This is a genomic window from Curtobacterium sp. NPDC098951 (genome assembly GCF_044759965.1).
Taxonomy (GTDB): Bacteria; Actinomycetota; Actinomycetes; order Actinomycetales; family Microbacteriaceae; genus Curtobacterium.
In genome coordinates, this window is sequence record NZ_JBIWAG010000003.1 from 152,251 (window position 1) to 168,462 (window position 16,212).

17 protein-coding genes are annotated in these 16,212 nt (G+C 68.1%); 8 read left to right on the plus strand and 9 right to left on the minus strand.

The window, feature by feature from the left end:
• Positions 1–27 precede the first annotated feature (27 nt).
• From recF to dnaA, 4 genes are all read right to left on the minus strand, one after another.
• The gene (recF, locus tag ACIQUC_RS09630) at positions 28–1,263 is read right to left on the minus strand and encodes a DNA replication/repair protein RecF (protein WP_402266057.1); all 1,236 of its coding nucleotides are present in this window, start codon (positions 1,261–1,263) and stop codon (positions 28–30) included.
• 33 nt (positions 1,264–1,296) lie between these two features.
• A complete protein-coding gene (gnd, locus tag ACIQUC_RS09635; RefSeq protein WP_022908034.1) occupies positions 1,297–2,184 on the minus strand; it encodes a phosphogluconate dehydrogenase (NAD(+)-dependent, decarboxylating) in 888 nt (295 codons plus the stop codon).
• 71 nt (positions 2,185–2,255) lie between these two features.
• On the minus strand, positions 2,256–3,401 hold the full coding sequence (dnaN, locus tag ACIQUC_RS09640; protein WP_022908035.1) for a DNA polymerase III subunit beta: 1,146 nt from the start codon (positions 3,399–3,401) through the stop codon (positions 2,256–2,258).
• A 482-nt stretch (positions 3,402–3,883) separates the two neighbouring features.
• Positions 3,884–5,350, minus strand: coding sequence for a chromosomal replication initiator protein DnaA (gene dnaA / locus ACIQUC_RS09645; protein ID WP_402266061.1), 1,467 nt, complete (start codon positions 5,348–5,350; stop codon positions 3,884–3,886).
• 508 nt (positions 5,351–5,858) lie between these two features.
• Here dnaA and rpmH point away from each other — a divergent pair.
• The 8 genes from rpmH to ACIQUC_RS09685 all read left to right on the plus strand — a co-directional run bounded on the left by rpmH (position 5,859) and on the right by ACIQUC_RS09685 (position 10,864).
• Positions 5,859–5,996 carry a 50S ribosomal protein L34 gene (gene rpmH, locus ACIQUC_RS09650; protein ID WP_019181680.1) on the plus strand — a complete coding sequence of 46 codons (138 nt, stop codon included), beginning with the start codon at positions 5,859–5,861 and terminating at the stop codon, positions 5,994–5,996.
• A gap of 39 nt (positions 5,997–6,035) precedes the next feature.
• Entirely contained in the window at positions 6,036–6,398 is a 363-nt protein-coding gene (gene rnpA, locus ACIQUC_RS09655; RefSeq protein WP_402266063.1) for a ribonuclease P protein component, read from the plus strand.
• Positions 6,395–6,775 carry a membrane protein insertion efficiency factor YidD gene (yidD, locus tag ACIQUC_RS09660; protein ID WP_402266065.1) on the plus strand — a complete coding sequence of 127 codons (381 nt, stop codon included), beginning with the start codon at positions 6,395–6,397 and terminating at the stop codon, positions 6,773–6,775. Before rnpA ends, yidD begins: the two co-directional genes overlap by 4 nt.
• Before the next feature lie 8 nt (positions 6,776–6,783).
• Positions 6,784–7,758 carry a membrane protein insertase YidC gene (yidC, locus tag ACIQUC_RS09665; RefSeq protein WP_022907099.1) on the plus strand — a complete coding sequence of 325 codons (975 nt, stop codon included), beginning with the start codon at positions 6,784–6,786 and terminating at the stop codon, positions 7,756–7,758.
• Entirely contained in the window at positions 7,759–8,268 is a 510-nt protein-coding gene (locus tag ACIQUC_RS09670) for a R3H domain-containing nucleic acid-binding protein (RefSeq protein WP_022907098.1), read from the plus strand.
• Positions 8,265–8,909, plus strand: coding sequence for a 16S rRNA (guanine(527)-N(7))-methyltransferase RsmG (gene rsmG, locus ACIQUC_RS09675; protein ID WP_022907097.1), 645 nt, complete (start codon positions 8,265–8,267; stop codon positions 8,907–8,909). The genes ACIQUC_RS09670 and rsmG overlap by 4 nt, the downstream gene beginning before the upstream one ends.
• 81 nt (positions 8,910–8,990) lie before the next feature.
• A complete protein-coding gene (locus ACIQUC_RS09680; protein ID WP_402266070.1) occupies positions 8,991–9,884 on the plus strand; it encodes a ParA family protein in 894 nt (297 codons plus the stop codon).
• Positions 9,884–10,864: a ParB/RepB/Spo0J family partition protein gene (locus tag ACIQUC_RS09685; protein WP_022907095.1), complete on the plus strand. Its 981-nt coding sequence runs from the start codon at positions 9,884–9,886 to the stop codon at positions 10,862–10,864. Before ACIQUC_RS09680 ends, ACIQUC_RS09685 begins: the two co-directional genes overlap by 1 nt.
• Before the next feature lie 826 nt (positions 10,865–11,690).
• Here the strand turns inward: ACIQUC_RS09685 and ACIQUC_RS09690 are convergent.
• From ACIQUC_RS09690 to trxB, 5 genes are all read right to left on the minus strand, one after another.
• Positions 11,691–12,290, minus strand: coding sequence for an ElyC/SanA/YdcF family protein (locus ACIQUC_RS09690; RefSeq protein ID WP_402266073.1), 600 nt, complete (start codon positions 12,288–12,290; stop codon positions 11,691–11,693).
• 46 nt (positions 12,291–12,336) lie between these two features.
• Positions 12,337–13,299 carry a D-alanine--D-alanine ligase gene (locus ACIQUC_RS09695; protein WP_022907093.1) on the minus strand — a complete coding sequence of 321 codons (963 nt, stop codon included), beginning with the start codon at positions 13,297–13,299 and terminating at the stop codon, positions 12,337–12,339.
• Between the two features lie 46 nt (positions 13,300–13,345).
• Positions 13,346–14,650, minus strand: coding sequence for a PLP-dependent aminotransferase family protein (locus ACIQUC_RS09700; protein WP_402266075.1), 1,305 nt, complete (start codon positions 14,648–14,650; stop codon positions 13,346–13,348).
• Between the two features lie 171 nt (positions 14,651–14,821).
• Positions 14,822–15,148 (minus strand): thioredoxin, encoded by a 327-nt coding sequence (gene trxA, locus ACIQUC_RS09705; RefSeq protein ID WP_017887828.1) that lies wholly within the window; start codon positions 15,146–15,148, stop codon positions 14,822–14,824.
• Between the two features lie 63 nt (positions 15,149–15,211).
• Entirely contained in the window at positions 15,212–16,210 is a 999-nt protein-coding gene (gene trxB / locus ACIQUC_RS09710) for a thioredoxin-disulfide reductase (protein ID WP_022907091.1), read from the minus strand.
• Positions 16,211–16,212: the final 2 nt, after the last annotated feature.

Here is a 16,212-nt window from a genome sequence, read left to right on the forward strand (position 1 = left end):
GTTCGGTGGGTCGCGACGGCCTCGGCATCAGACGCCGGCCTCCGTCGCGTGGTCGTCCGTCTCGACGGTCGGACTGGAGGCGCGGCTCGGCTCCGCCTCGTCGCGCACGATCGTGCCGGCCTCGATCCGGACGGTGTGCGCCGCGAGCTGCGCAGGGACGTCGCCGAAGACCGCCGCCGTGATGAGCACCTGCTCGTAGTCGGCGACCGCGGCGGCCAGCCGTTCGCGGCGCGACTCGTCGAGCTCGGCGAACACGTCGTCGAGGATGATGATCGGGTCGCCGAGGCTCGACTCTGCGCGCAGGATCGAGGCACTCGCGAGCTGGACCGCGAGCGCGAACGACCAGGATTCGCCGTGACTGGCGTACCCACGGGCAGGTAACCCGTTGAGCTGGAAGAGCACGTCGTCCCGGTGCGGGCCGACGAGCGTCAGACCGCGGTCGAGCTCGTCCCGTCGTCGACGGTCGAGCGCCGCGCGGAAGGCCTCGCCGGCGGCGGCCACGGTGACCGGCTCGTCGGGTGTCCCGAGGACCGGGTCCGTCGCGGCCGCGTCCTCCGGGTCGCCGCCCCGGACGCTGAGGACACCGGTGATCGACGCCTCGTGCCGTTCACCGGCGACGGTCGCGTATGCCTCGGCGACGAAGGGGGCGAGGCGACGGGTGAGGTGGTCACGTGCGGCGATGATCTCGGCACCGAACGCCACGAGCCGCTCGTCCCAGACGTCGAGCGTCGCGAGCGACCCGGACTTGGCGCCGGTCGCACGCGCGGACTTCAACAGGGTGTTGCGCTGCCGGAGCGTCCGGTCGTAGTCGGCGAGGACACCCTGCATGCGTGGGGCGATCTGACCGAGCAGCTCGTCGAGCATCCGGCGCCGGCCGGCCGGTTCACCGCGGACGAGCGCGAGGTCCTCGGGCGCGAACAGCACGCTCGTGCAGTACCGCGGGAGTTCCCGCGGCTTGATCGCCGACCGGTTGACCTGCGCACGGTTCGATCCGGTGCGGTTGATCTGGACCTCGGCGAGGATGCTGCGGTCCTCGTGCGCGAGCCGGGCGCGGACGACCGCGGCGTCACAGCCCTGGCGCACGAGCGCGGCATCGGTCGGGACGCGGTGCGACCCGAGGGTGGAGAGGTAGCCGATCGCCTCGACGAGGTTCGTCTTGCCCTGTCCGTTCCGGCCGACGAACAGGTTCGGCCCGCGTGCGAGGTCGACCTCGGCCTCCCGGTAGTTCCGGAAGTCCGTGAGTTGCAGGTGGTCGACGTGCACGCGGGCCGAGACGAGCTCAGGTGGTTACCTGAGCTACGCCTTCTTGACGGCGTGGCCGCCGAACTGGTTGCGGAGCGCCGCGACGGCCTTCATCGTCGGGGAATCGCTGCCCTGACGCGAGACGAAGCGGGCGAACATGGCTGCCGAGAGCGCAGGCATCGGGACCGCGAGCTCGATCGCCTCTTCGAGGGTCCAGCGCCCCTCGCCCGAGTCGTCGACGTAGCCCTCGAGCTCGTCGAGCTTCGGGTCCTCGTTGATCGCGAGGACGAGGAGGTCGAGGAGCCAGGAACGGACGACCGTGCCACGCTGCCAGCCGGCGAAGACCGCCGGGACGTCGTGGACGATGTCCTTCGCCTCGAGGAGCTCGTAGCCCTCGCCGTACGCCTGCATGATCGCGTACTCGATGCCGTTGTGGACCATCTTCGCGTAGTGGCCCGCGCCGACGCCGCCGGCGTGCGAGAAGCCCTCTTCGCGCGGGCCCTCGGGACGGAGCGCGTCGAAGACGGGCATGGCGAACTCGACGTCCTCGGGGGCGCCGCCCACCATGAGGCCGTAGCCGTTCTCCTTGCCCCAGACGCCGCCCGAGACGCCGGCGTCCATGTAGCGGATGCCCTTGGCGTCGAGCTGCTTGGCGTGCACCTCGTCGTCGAGCCACTTCGAGTTGCCACCGTCGATCACGAGGTCACCCGCGCTCAGGACGTTCGACAGGTCGGTGATCACGTCGTCGGTGATCTTGCCGTGCGGGACCATGACCCACACGAGCTTCTTGCCCTCGGGCAGTGCGGCGGCGAGTGCGCCGAGGTCGGCGACGTCGGACACGGCGGGGTTCGCGTCGTAGCCGGTGACCTCGATGCCTGCGTTGCGGAGACGGGCACGCATGTTGTTGCCCATGCGACCGAGGCCGACAAGACCGATGTGCATGATTTCCTCTTCTGTTCGTCGTCGCGCTGATGCTGCTGGGAGCGCGTCAGCGCAGTGTTCGGCTGTTGCGCTTACCGCAGCAGGAGATTGGGCTGCAGCAGGTACCGGTATCCGTCCGCCGCCGGGGCCTCCTGCGAGGTCTGGCCGGTGATGAGCACCGGTCCCGGCTTGTTGGGGTTCTCCGTCTTGGTGAAGGAGATCCGGACGAACTCGGAGTGCACCGCGTTCAACCCGTCCAGGAGGAAGGCGGGCTTCAGCGAGACCACCGTTTCCTCACCGGTCAGCAACGCACTGATCGACTCTGACGCCTGCGCTTGTTCGGAACCGATCGCTTCGAGCGTGAGCCCGTCGACCGTGAAGGAGAACCGGAGGGCTGCTTCGCGCTCCAGGACGAGGGAGACCCGTCGGACCGCCTCGACCAGTTCCGCGGTGTTGATCACCGCGTGGTCCTGGACGGTCTCGGGGAAGAGCCGGCGGACCGGCGGGTAGTTGCCCTTGATGAGCAGCGACGTGACGGTCTTGTCGTCCGCGTGGAACGCGATGAGCTCGCGGTCGGACGAGCCGCTGATCGACACCGACACCGTGGAGGCCGAACCGAAGGTGCGGCCCACCTCCTGCAGGGTGCGGGCGGGGACGAGTGCGTGCAGCGGGTCCGACCCGACGCGACCCGAGTCCCAGGCGATGGTGCGGACGGCCACGCGGTAGCGGTCCGTCGCGATGAGGGACAGGTCGTTGTCGCCGACCTCGAGCTGCACGCCGGTGATGACCGGGGTGACGTCGTCGCGGCTGGCGGCGACCGCGACCTGCGAGACGGCCTCGGAGAACGCGTCGCCGGGGATCACGCCGGTCTGCTCACCGATCTCCGGGAGCGTCGGGTACTCCTCGACCGGCATGGACAGCAGCGTGAAGTGCGCTGAGCCGCAGGTCACCGAGATCTTGGAGTCCTCGGTGGTGAAGGTGACCGGGGCGTTCGGCAGACGGCTCGCGATGTCGTTCAGGAGCCGGCCGGAGACGAGCACGGTGCCGGGTTCGTCGATCTGCGCCGCGATGGACGTCTGCGCCGATACCTCGTAGTCGAACGACGAGAGCGTGAGTCGATCGCCGTCCGCGTGGATCAGGACGCCCGAGAGGATCGGGAGGGTCGTGCGCTGTGGGAGGAGCTTCACCGCGAAGGAGACGGCTTCGGAGAAGACGTCCCGGTTGACCTCGAACTTCACAGCTGGAACCCCTGTCGATCGGTTGGACTGTCCGGCCGCCCCATTGTGGCACAGCCCGACCGGGCCCGGATTTCTTGTCATCCCGCCGTCCACAAGGTTGGCCCGCTGAGATCAATCGTTAACCAGGAGTAATCGTGTTAACGCCTGTGCACACTGTGGACAACTCTGTTGAGACCGCTTGTCCACAGGGAACTACACACGTGTGAGTTGTGAGTGGTGTGTGGGGGACGTCTGGATGAATGAATCTCATCTATCCACTTCCATCCCCAGTCTCCACAGGTGACCCCTCCGCTGTGTACAACCGTCCGGCGTGTCCTCCACAGTTATCCACAGGCTTTCCACACTGTGTGAAGTCCGGCGCATGGAACCGTCTCAGATGGTGGATGCGCGCGGAGACAGGCCGCTCTGACGGTCGTCAGCCGCGCCTCCAGGCCCGTACCAGATGTGCCGAGCGCGACGCAACGCGCGCGCGTCGAGGAACGTCAGCGGTAGCGGCGGTCCTGCTTGATCCGGCTGGTCAGTTCGGTGACCTGGTTGTAGATCGAGCGGCGCTCCTTCATGAGCTCCGTGATCTTCTTGTTCGCGTACATGACCGTCGTGTGGTCGCGGTTGCCGAACAGCTGGCCGATCTTCGGCAGCGACAGGCTCGTCATCTCACGGCAGAGGTACATCGCGATCTGGCGGGCGGTCGCGATCGCCTGCGAGCGGGAGGACCCGTAGAGGTCGTCGACCGAGAGCTTGAAGTACTCCGCGGTGTGGTTGATGATGTCCGTCGGCGCGATGACGTTGTCGTCGTCGAGCGTGATCAGGTCCTTGAGCACGGTCTGCACGAGCGCCATGTCGACGGCCGTCCGGTTGAGGCTCGCGAACGCGGTGACGCGGATGAGCGTCCCCTCGAGCTCCCGGATGTTGCTCGACACCTTCGAGGCCATGAACTCGAGGATGTCGTCCGGCACCTGCAGGTGGTCGGACTGCGCCTTCTTGCGGAGGATCGCGATGCGCGTCTCGAGGTCAGGCGCCTGCACGTCCGTGATGAGGCCCCACTCGAAGCGGGAGCGCATCCGGTCCTCGAAGCCGGTCAGGTGCTTCGGCGCGACGTCGGAGGTGATGACCACCTGCTTGTTGTGGTCGTGCAGGGTGTTGAACGTGTGGAAGAACGCCTCCTGCGTGGAGTCCTTGCCCTGCAGGAACTGGATGTCGTCGATCAGCAGGATGTCGATGTCGCGGTACCGCTGCTGGAACTGGTTCGACCGGTTGTTCGCGATCGAGTTGATGAAGTCGTTGGTGAACTCCTCGCTCGACACGTACCGCACCCGGATGCCCGGGTAGAGGCTCTCGGCGTAGTGGCCGATCGCGTGCAGGAGGTGGGTCTTGCCGAGGCCGGAGTCGCCGTAGATGAACAGCGGGTTGTAGGCCTTGGCCGGCGCCTCGGCGACCGCGACCGCAGCGGCGTGGGCGAACCGGTTCGACGAGCCGATGACGAAGTTGTCGAAGTTGTACTTGGGGTTGAGCCGGGACTCGGGGCGACCGCTGGTGCCCGGGGAGTCGATCTGACTGGGGACGAACGGTGCCTCGATGTACTGCCGTGGCGCCGCGCTCTGCTCGACCGCTCCCTGGACGGGCTCGGCGTACTCGGGCACGTTGGTCGCGACCGGGGCGTCCACCCGGGGTTCGGACGCCATGTCGGGGTTCACCGTGATGGCGAAGTTCGCGACGGCGTCGTCGCCGATCCGCGAGACGGCCTCGGTGATCGGGATCCGGATCCGCTGCTCGAGCATGCCGCGGGTGAGGTCGTTCGGCACCTCGAGGTAGAGCGTGCCGGCGAGGACGCCCTTCGGTTCGACGAGGTTGAGGAAGCCGTGCAGCTGCGGGGTGATGCGGTCGTCCTCCGAGAGGAGTCCGAGGACCGATGACCAGAGGTCCTCGACGGGGTCGGCCGGCATCGTCATGTCGCGCTCGTCTCCTGGTCTCGTGTCGTGCTCGTCGTCGGTGCTCGTCGCACCGGGGGTGGGTGGTCCGTTCCCGGGACGTGCCCGGGCGGCGTCGACCGTCGGATCGGTCCTGGCGGGTCGTCGTGTGCCCGGACGGCTGCTTCGACGGCCCGGACGAGTGTCGTCCCGCATGGTGGTCCACAGGGTTGTCCACAGTCTTGTCCACGACCGCCGCGAGCCGCACGGCGAAGAGACTCCCCCGTCGTACCGGGCCGCTGGCCGGTCGATCACCCCACTGTAAAGGACCGGAGCGCGTCGTACCGAACGCACGTTTTCCCCAATGTGGATAATGAACGTGCGCTGGGTGCCGGCTGCCGCGCCGCGGCGCCCGTTTGACCTGCTCGCCCCTGTCACGTACCGTTAACCAGTTGACTGCGGCCGTTCGGTCGCGCCCATCTGCGTCGTTCGGCACCGAGCGACGACACATACGTGACGGCTCGCCGCGAGCAGCCGTGTGGAGATCATCATGAGCAAGCGCACCTTCCAGCCGAACAACCGTCGCCGCGCCAAGAAGCACGGCTTCCGTGCCCGCATGCGCACCCGCGCGGGCCGCGCCATCCTGGCCGCCCGTCGCTCCAAGGGCCGTACCGAGCTCAGCGCCTGATCAGGCTCCCCGCCTGATCTCGTCCTCCGGTCCCGACTCGTGTTGGCCCGTGCCAACCGGATCGTCCGTGGTGACGACTACCGGTCCGTCGTGCGTCGTGGTCGCAGAAGCGCCACGGCGCACGCCGTCGTATCGGTGGTCCGTCGTCCGTCGGACGACCCGTCGAGCGGTGCCGGTCCGACGCGGTTCGGGTTCATCGTCGCGAAGACGGTCGGCAACGCCGTGACCCGGAACCTGGTCCGGCGTCGCCTCAAGGCGATCGCGCACGGACTCCTCGTCGACATCCCCGACGGGTACGACGTGGTGGTCCGCGCACTGCCAGCCGCTGCGCAGGCCGGATGGCCTACCCTGCTCGAAGACGTCTCGCGCTCCTGTGCGCGTGGTGTGGAGAAGGCAGCATGAACCGCAACCTCTGGACCCGGCTCGCCTGGGCCGTCGCGTTGCTCCCGCGCAACGTGTGCGTCATCGTGCTGCGCGCGTACCGTGCCGTGATCTCACCGCTTTACGGCAACGTCTGTCGGTACCACCCCTCGTGCTCCCGGTACGCGCTCGAGGCGATCCAGCAGTACGGCGTCGTGCGCGGATCCGCCATGGGCGCATGGCGCATCGCACGCTGCAACCCCTGGGCAGCCGGGGGCATCGACGACGTCCGGGCACGACGTCGCCCCTACGACGTCAACCGGTTCGGGTTCGTGCTCGCACCGACCCAGCCGCAGCCGCAGCCCACGGGTGGTCCCACCCGCCCGGTCCTGCTCTCCCAGCGCACTCGAAAGGCGTGACAGTCCCCATGGACCTCGGATTCATCGGAACGATCCTCTGGCCGCTCAAGTGGGTGGTCTCGGCCATCCTCGTGGGCTTCCACTGGATCTTCGAGAGCATCGGCATGGACCCCGGAGCGGGCATCACCTGGGTGCTCTCCATCATCTTCCTGACCTTCGTGGTGCGTGCCGCGCTCATCCCGATCTTCGTGCGGCAGATCAAGTCGCAGCGACGCATGCTCGAGGTGGCGCCGCAGCTGAAGAAGATCCAGGAGAAGTACAAGGGCAAGAAGGACCAGTTCTCGCGTGAGGCAATGAGCCGCGAGACCATGGCCCTCTACAAGGAGACCGGGACGAACCCGCTGAGCTCCTGCCTCCCGCTGCTGATCCAGATGCCGATCTTCTTCTCGCTGTACTCGGTGCTGCACGAGGCGCAGATCAACAAGACCGGCATCGGCCTGCTGACGAACGACCTCGCCGCGTCGTTCGGCAACGCATCGCTCTTCGGTGCCCCCCTGCACGAGACGTTCACGAACGCCTCCGGCTGGGAGGTCCGGGTCATCGCCGGCTTCATGATCGTCGTGATGACCGCGTCGCAGTTCATCACCCAGCTGCAGCTCGTCGCGAAGAACATGTCCCCGGAGACCAAGGAGTCTCCGATGTACCGCCAGCAGAAGATGATGCTGTACATCCTCCCGCTGGTGTTCGTCATCTCCGGTCTGTCGTTCCCCCTGGGCGTCATGTTCTACTGGCTCGCCTCGAACGTCTGGACGATGGCGCAGCAGTACTTCGTCATCCGCAGCATGCCGACGCCCGGCTCCGAGGCAGCACTCGCCCGTGAGGCCCGCCTCGCGAAGAAGGCGCAGCGCCGCGGTGCGGCCACGCCCGTCCTCGCCGAGGCCGGCGCGGGTGCCGGTGCCGCCGAGATCGAGGCCGTCCGCGTGACGACCCAGCGCCAGCAGCCGGTCGGGAAGAACCGTGCCAAGAAGAACGGGAAGAAGTAAGTGACCGAGCAGGACACCGCGGCCGCCGTGGACACCACCGTCGACACCGCGACCGTCGATGACGACGCCCGCGACGAGGCCGACATCGCGGCGGACTACATCGAGGAACTCCTCGACATCTGCGACCTCGACGGCGACATCGAGATCGAGGAGCGCGCGGGTCGTGTGTACCTCTCGGTCACGGACGAGGGCGACGCGCTCCGCGTGCTGTCGAAGCCGGACACGGTGTCGGCGCTGCAGGAGCTGACCCGGATCGCGGTGCAGGCCGAGACCGGTGAGTTCAGTCGTCTGATCCTGGACGTCGGAGGCTCGCGTGACGCTCGTGCGTCGGAGCTGCAGCGGCTCGTCGACACCGCCATCGAGCGCATCGAGGCGGGGTCGAGCTCGGCCGCGCTCCCCGCGATGTCGTCGTACGAGCGCAAGCTGGTCCACGACCTCGTCGCCGAGAAGGGCTTCCACTCGGAGTCCGAGGGTGAGGGTCGGGACCGCCACACGGTCGTCACCCGATGACGGACACCGCACCGCCCGTGCTCGAGGCGGAGCCGGCGGCTGCGGCGACCCTGTTCGGTGACCGCATCGACCTCGCCCGGTCGTTCACCGGTGAGCTCGCTCGACGCGGCGAAGAGCTCGGCCTCATCGGCCCGCTCGAGCTACCCCGCCTCTGGACTCGACACATCCTCAATTCTGCGGTCCTCGCGCCGCTCCTGGAGGAACGGGGCCGGGTTGCGGACGTCGGCTCCGGCGCGGGACTCCCCGGCCTGGTACTGGCGATCGCTCGCCCGGACGTGCACCTCACGCTCATCGAGCCGATGGAGCGCCGGGTGGACTGGCTCACGACGGAAGCCGGACGCCTCGGGCTCGACAACGTGGAGGTCGTCCGTGCTCGCGCCGAGGACGTCGCGGACGAGATCGTCGTCGACCAGGTCACCGCGCGCGCGGTGAGTGCACTGTCCAAGCTCATTCCACTGACGGTCCCGCTGGTCCGGTCCGGTGGTCAGCTCATCCTCATGAAGGGTGCCCGCGTCGAGGACGAGATGGAGAAGGCCCGCAAGGTCATCCTCCGGAAGCGTCTGACCGATGTCGAGGTGCTCGAGCTCGGAGTCGGTGTGGTCGAGGAGACCACACGCGTCTTCCGGGCTACAGTTGACTGACGCTGCGGCTCGGGCCGGTTCCACCGGCCGCCAGTGGCTCCGCGTTCCACGTGAAACACTGAACCGGGGAAGAGGCACTCGTTGAGTTCATCGACCGATTACGACGCGTCGACACCGCTCGCTCGCGAGATCGCTGACCTGAACCGTCGCCGTCGGGCGATCGCGAAGCAGCAGTTCCCGCTGCCGGCGGCGACCCGGGTATTCACGGTGTCGAACCAGAAAGGCGGCGTCGGGAAGACCACGACGACCGTCAACCTCGCTGCCGCGCTGGCGCACGGAGGGGCCCGCGTCCTCGTGATCGACCTCGATCCGCAGGGGAACGCGTCCACGGCGCTCGGGGTGAACCACCAGGCCGAGGTCCCGAGCATCTACGACGTGATCGTCGACGAGGCACCGATCGCCGACACGGTGCAGCGCTCCCCCGAGTCGGACACGCTCTGGTGCGTGCCGGCGACCATCCACCTGGCCGGTGCCGAGATCGAACTCGTCTCGCTGGTCGCTCGCGAGCAGCGCCTGCGCACCGCGCTGGACCAGTACCTGGAGTCCCTCGACGAGCCGTACCACTACGTGTTCATCGATTGCCCGCCGTCCCTCGGACTACTCACGATCAATGCCTTCGTCGCCGCGCGTGAGGTGCTCATCCCGATCCAGTGCGAGTATTACGCGCTCGAAGGCCTGAGCCAGCTGCTGCGGAACATCGAGCTCATCGAACGGCACCTCAACCCGAAGCTCGCGGTGTCGACGATCCTCCTGACGATGTACGACAGCCGCACGAACCTGTCGAACCAGGTCGCGGCGGATGTCCGGGAACACTTCGGGCAGCAGGTGCTGCAGGCGGTCATTCCCCGGTCGGTCCGCGTCAGCGAGGCACCGAGCTACGGGCAGAGCGTGGTCGCGTACGACGTCAACTCCACCGGGTCGCTCTCCTACCTGGAAGCAGCAGCCGAGATCGCAGCACGAGGAGCACAGCACTGATGGCACCGAAGCGAACTGGACTCGGGCGGGGTATCGGAGCCCTCATCCCCACGACGTCCGAGCAGCAGGACCGGCCCGTCGACGTCTTCTTCCCGACGGGTGGGTCTCCGGCGTCCGCGCCGGTCGTGGACGGGGCCACCGCCGAGGAGCTCGTCGCCGTCCCCGGAGCGCGTCTCGCCAACCTGAACCCGCTCGACGTGGTGCCGAACGCGCACCAGCCGCGCAAGGAGTTCCGCGAGGAGGAGCTCCAGGAGCTGGTGCACTCGATCCGTGAGATCGGTGTCCTGCAGCCCATCGTCGTGCGTCCGATCGCCGGCGCGACCGGTACGGAGCCGCAGTACGAGCTGATCATGGGTGAGCGCCGACTGCGGGCCACCAAGGAGCTCGGGCTCAGCACGATCCCGGCGATCGTCAAGGACACTCCGGACGACGCGATGCTCCGCGACGCGCTCCTGGAGAACCTGCACCGAGCGAACCTCAACCCGCTCGAGGAGGCATCGGCGTACCAGCAGCTCCTCGCGGACTTCGGGATCACCCAGGAGCAGCTCGCGCAGCGGATCGGTCGCTCGCGGCCGCAGATCACCAACACCATCCGTCTGCTGCGGCTCCCCTCCCCCGTGCAGCGCCGTGTGGCGGCCGGTGTCCTCTCGGCCGGCCACGCGCGGGCCATCCTCGCAGCGCCCGATGCCGAGGCGATGGAGTACCTCGCCGAGAAGATCGTGAACGAGGACCTGTCGGTGCGAGCGGCGGAGTCGATCGCCCAGCAGCTGTCTGCGAAGACACCGGTGAAGCCGAAGGCCGAGCCGTCCAAGCGGCAGCTGCACTTCAACGACTTGGCGGATCGCCTGGGCGACCGGCTGAACACGCGGGTGAAGATCGCCGTGGGCGCGCGCAAGAGCTCGGTGACGATCGACTTCGCGAACGGTGAGGATCTGAACCGGATCCTGGCCGAACTCGGCATCGAGGACGTCGCAGGCTGATCCAGCATCATCAACGGCGCGGGTGGTGAGCTGACTCGCTCTGGGAAGCCGTGTGCGGCTCTTTGACGGGAGTCTGCGGCACTCTCGGTGTACCGGCCTGGGAGGGGTGCTGTTCCTCGCGGAGACGACCGCGCGTGGCTCCGCTCTGGGGCTGCAGCGGCGCGGAACGGGAAGACTGGGGCACCTCTGCTGTCAGCGCGCCGTGCGCGTGACCGCCGACGTTTCACGTGGAACATCGACGACGGTCGTCGGGTCACGCGTCACTGGCAGGGTGGGACGGCCGATGAGGGCTCGTGGCTGGCGCATGCGAGTACGGGTGCGCCTGCCTCGTACCAAGGGTCATCGCGGGCGGGCCACATCGGTGGACCCAGATCCGGGCGGGTGAACCGAGACAGGGCATCGACCATGTTGCCCGGAAGTGGATCGCTGGATACGCACGCGCCGGCTTTTCGCCGGACGGCGCGGGTGGAGCGGACCGAGATGGACTGTGCGACCGCGACCGAGCGACGTTCGCCCTTGGTTTCGGGTACCGAAAGGACCGCCCCGACTGACACGGTGATCCTTGGATGCCCGTAGCGTGGGACGTCGTGCTTCCTTCCGTCTCCGGAGGTTCTCTGCGCGCGATGTCGTAGGCCGATGCCGACAGTGCATGTGCTGGCTTGGTCCTGGGAGGACCATGCTGGGCTGGCGCCGTGGTCTGGACGTTCAGTCTGGACCGGGCGCAGTACAGGTCTGCGCTGAGCTGGCGCATCAGTCGAGGTTCGGGGTATGTCCGCTGCGTTGGCGGCGTGGCAAGGAGGCCGAGACGCACGCTCCGTGCGAGACCCTAGCGGCGGTGTTCCACGTGGAACACTGCGCGGAGCTTCCACAACCCGACGGCCGCGAAGATCGGCTTCACGAGGGCCATCTCCCCGAACCGATGGTCCTCGGCGGACACCAACGCCGCGGCGCGGTCCGGATACTGGCGCCGGAAGTACGTGCGTGCCTTCTCGGCGTGCAACCCGTTCGAGGCAAATGCGATCTGATCCGCAGCGTCGATCCAGGGGCCGGCGTTCCGCACATTCTCCCAGGTGGACGTACTGTCGGCCTCGACCGACACATCGCCATCCCACCCGAGGGTAGCGGTGATGTGATTCCGGAGGAGCGCGGCCTCCGCGATGGGGCCTCGGACCGCTCCCCCGCTGCAGAGGATCCTCACCGACGCCCCCGCCGCGCGAGCGCGACGAGCCGTTCGGACGGCGATCCGGGCCCGCCACCGGTTGACCATGTTGATGCGGGTCCCGCGGTTCCCGAACCCCAGGACGATCACCACGAGGCGCGACCCCGGTGCTGGCAGCGGGAGCATCGCCGCTCGACGGGCAGCGCGAACATGGACGACCTCTCCCCCGGCGATGACCGAGAATCCGACCGCTGCAGCAAGCACCACCGCGGATGTTCCACGTGGAACATAGATCCTTCGGTGCGACAGAGGCTTACGCCCGGTGGTCGCGGATCGCCTGCTCGGCCAGCTCGGCATACGTCCATCCCAGATCGAAGCCGGATGCCGACAGGGCCTGCGGAACCAGGGACGTCTCGGTGAGACCCGGGAGCACGTTCGCCTCGAGGAACCACGGGGTCCCGGCCGCGTCGATGATCAGGTCGACACGCGAGATGTGGCGGAGGCCAAGGGCCTCGTGGGCGGCGATCGCCGCGGACGAGGCTGCGGCGGCGTACTCATCGGACAGTCGGGCCGGCGTGTAGAACGTCGTCTCGCCGGCGTTGTAGCGAGCCTCGAACCCGTAGATGCCACTGCGCGGGACGATCTCGACGGCGGAGAGTGCCACGGGACCGTCGCCGGTGTCGATGATGCCGACCGCGACCTCGGTCCCTCGGATGAGCTGTTCAACCACGACGTCATCGCAGTAGGTGTACGCGGTCACCATGGCTCGCGGGAGGTCGTTGACGTCGTCGACGAGCGTGACGCCCTGCGCGCTGCCACCCCGAGCGGGCTTCACCGCGAGCGGCACCGGATGCTCGCCGGCGATGCTCTCGAGCACCCCGACGGCACCGAGTTCCCGGAAGACGTCGTGGGACAATGTGACGGACCGCGGCGTGCGGACGCCCGCGCGGGCGACCAGTGCCGACGCAGTCGGCTTGTCCCATGCCAGGCGGGCCGACGTCGAACGTGAGCCGACGAAGGGGATGTCGAGCGCCTCCAGGATGCCCCGCAGGGCACCGTCCTCACCCGAAGCGCCGTGCAGAGCCGGCCAGACGACGTCCGGGCGGGTCTCCCGCAACGTGGGGAGGAGCGACGCATCGGCGTCGCGCAGATCGACCTGCCAGCCGTACCCGGTGAGGGAATCCGCGACGCGGCGGCCGGAGCGCAGGGACACGTCACGCTCGTGCGAGATCCCTCCCGCGACGACGACGACGTGACGGCGGGTGAGCTCGGCCATGCGGATGGACCTCCGGTACTGCGGGTGCAACGAGGAAAAGTGCTGATCAGGAGATGTTCGGCGGCGGAGCGCTCACCGAGGAGGTCGGCCGGATGACACTGGTCGGCCGCGTCGCGGGTCCGAAGGTCTCGATCAGTTCCAGCTCGTCGTTCACCACGTTGGCGAGGCGCTTCACGCCGACGCGGATCTGCTCCGGCGTCGGGTAGCAGAACGACAGTCGGATGTGTCCGCCGCCGCGGCCGTCGGCGTAGAAGGCGGTCCCCGGGGTGTAGGCGACGAGCTCCTTCACCGCCCGCGGCAGCATGCCCTTCGAGTCGAGCGATTCCGGCAGGGTGAGCCAGACGAAGAACCCGCCGTTCGGCCTCGTCCACGAGAGGTCCGGCAGGAACTCCCCCAGGGCCGACAGCATCGCGTCACGACGTTCGGCGTAGAGCCCGCGGAACGTGTCCACCTGGCCCTTCCAGTCGGCGGCGTCGAGGTAGGCGTTGACCACGTACTGCCCGAAGGAGTTCGGGGCGAGGACGGCCGACTCGTTGGCGAGGACGAGCTTCTCGCGGATCGCGTGCGGAGCGAGGGCCCACCCGACGCGGAAGCCCGGTGCGAGGGTCTTCGAGAAGGAGCCGAGGTACACCACGCCCTCTTCGTCGATCGAGCGGATCGCCTGCGGGGCCGGCTCGTCGAACCAGAGGAGCCCGTACGGGTTGTCCTCGAGCACGAGGATGTTGTTCAACCGGCAGATGTCGAGGATCTCGATGCGACGCTCGCGGCTGAGGGTCACGCCGGCCGGGTTGTGGAAGTTCGGGATCGTGTAGAGGAACTTGATCCGCTTGCCCTGGGTGCGGAGGTTCGCGATCGCCTCGCGCAGCGCCTCGGGCACGAGGCCGTTCTCGTCGGTGGTGACGTGCACCGTCTCGGCCTGGTACGAGCGGAAGACGCCGATCGCACCGACGTAGGACGGCGACTCGGCGAGCACGACGTCACCCGGGTCGATGAACAGCCGCGTGACGAGGTCCAGCGCGTGCTGCGAGCCCGTGGTCACGACGACGTCCTCGGCGCTGGCACGGATGCCTTCGAGGCTCATCACGTCGACGATGTGCTCGCGCAGCGACCGCAGCCCCTGCCCGCCGCCGTACTGCAGCGCCATGGCGGCGTCCTCGGCCATCACACGGTCCAGGGAGCCCGTGACGAGCTCTCTCGGCAGCGCGGAGACGTACGGCATGCCGCCGGCCAGCGAGACCACCTCGGGGCGGGAGGCGACGGCGAACAGGGCTCGGACCTCGGAGGCGCTCAGCCCGGCGGTGCGCTGGGCGTAGGAGTCGTACCAGGGGTCGAGGCTGTTGCCGTTCGTCATCTTGGCTCCGTTCCAGCGGGACGAACCCGCCACTCACATTCCCGCCACACTACGACATCGACCCCGGGAACCCGGGCCCCGCGACGGGGCCGATCCTGAAGCAGTGGCCTGGAACGCCAGAACGGCCCCGCACCCGGTGGGGTGCAGGGCCGTTTGCGGTGGGTCGGGCGACTACGCGAGGAACTCCGCGAGGTCGGCCTCGAGTGCCGGCTTCGGCTTCGCGCCGATGACGGTCTTGACGACCTCGCCGCCCTTGAAGACCTTCATCGCGGGGATCGAGGTGATCTGGTAGTTCATGGCCGACTGGGGGTTGTCGTCCACGTTGAGCTTCACGATCTCGATCTTGCCGGCGTGCTCCTCGGCGATCTGGTCGAGGATCGGGGAGACCGCGCGACACGGGCCGCACCACTCGGCCCAGAAGTCGACGAGGATCGTCTTGTCGGACTTGAGGACCTCGTCCGAGAAGGTGGCGTCGGTGACTGCCTTGGCGTTGGACATGTGTGCTCCTTCGAGAAGTCGATCAGTGGGTGCAACGCCCGAGGCGCTGCGGTATTCCGGGGGTCAGGCGCGTGCAGCCTCGACGTCGACCGTGACGGGCGACTCCGGGGTGACGCCCTCGGCCGGGTCGGTCAGGGCGTCGTCGAGCTCGGCGAGGTACTTCTCGGCGTCGAGCGCGGCGACCGTGCCCGAACCAGCCGCGGTGATGGCCTGGCGGTAGGTGGGGTCGATGACGTCGCCGGCCGCGAACACACCGGGCAGGTTCGTCTTCGACGAGCGACCCTGGACCGCGATCGTGCCCTCGGGGGCGATGTCGATCTGGCCGTGGATGAGGTGCGTGCGCGGGTCGTTGCCGATCGCGATGAAGAGGCCGTCGAGGGCCAGTTCGCTCTCGGTACCGTCCACCGTGTCGCGCAGCGTGACGCCGGTCACCGCGGAGTCACCCGTGATGCCGGTGACCTCCTTGTTCCAGGCGAACTCGATCTTCGGGTCGTTCATCGCGCGGTCCTGCATGATCTTCGACGCGCGCAGGGTGTCCTTACGGTGGATGACCGTGACCTTGTCGGCGAAGCGGGTGAGGAACGTCGCCTCTTCCATCGCGGAGTCGCCACCGCCGACGACGGCGATGTTCTTCTGGCGGAAGAAGAAGCCGTCGCAGGTCGCGCACCAGCTGACGCCGTGACCGGACAGGCGCTCTTCGTCGGCGAGGCCGAGGTGGCGGTACGCCGAACCGGTCGCGTAGATGACCGCGAGGGCCTCGTACGTCGTCCCGGAGCCGACGGTGACCTTCTTCACGTCGCCCGTGAGGTCGACCGACACGGCGTCGTCGTACAGGACCTCGGCGCCGAACTTCTCGGCCTGTTCCTGCATCTTGATCATGAGGTCCGGGCCCTGGATCCCCTCGGGGAAGCCCGGGAAGTTCTCGACCTCGGTCGTCTTCGTGAGCTCGCCGCCGGTCTCGACGCTCGAGGCGACGATCAGGGGCTTGAGCTCCGCGCGTGCAGCGTAGATGCCGGCGGTGAACCCGGCCGGGCCGGAACCGATGATGATGAGCTGGCGCATGC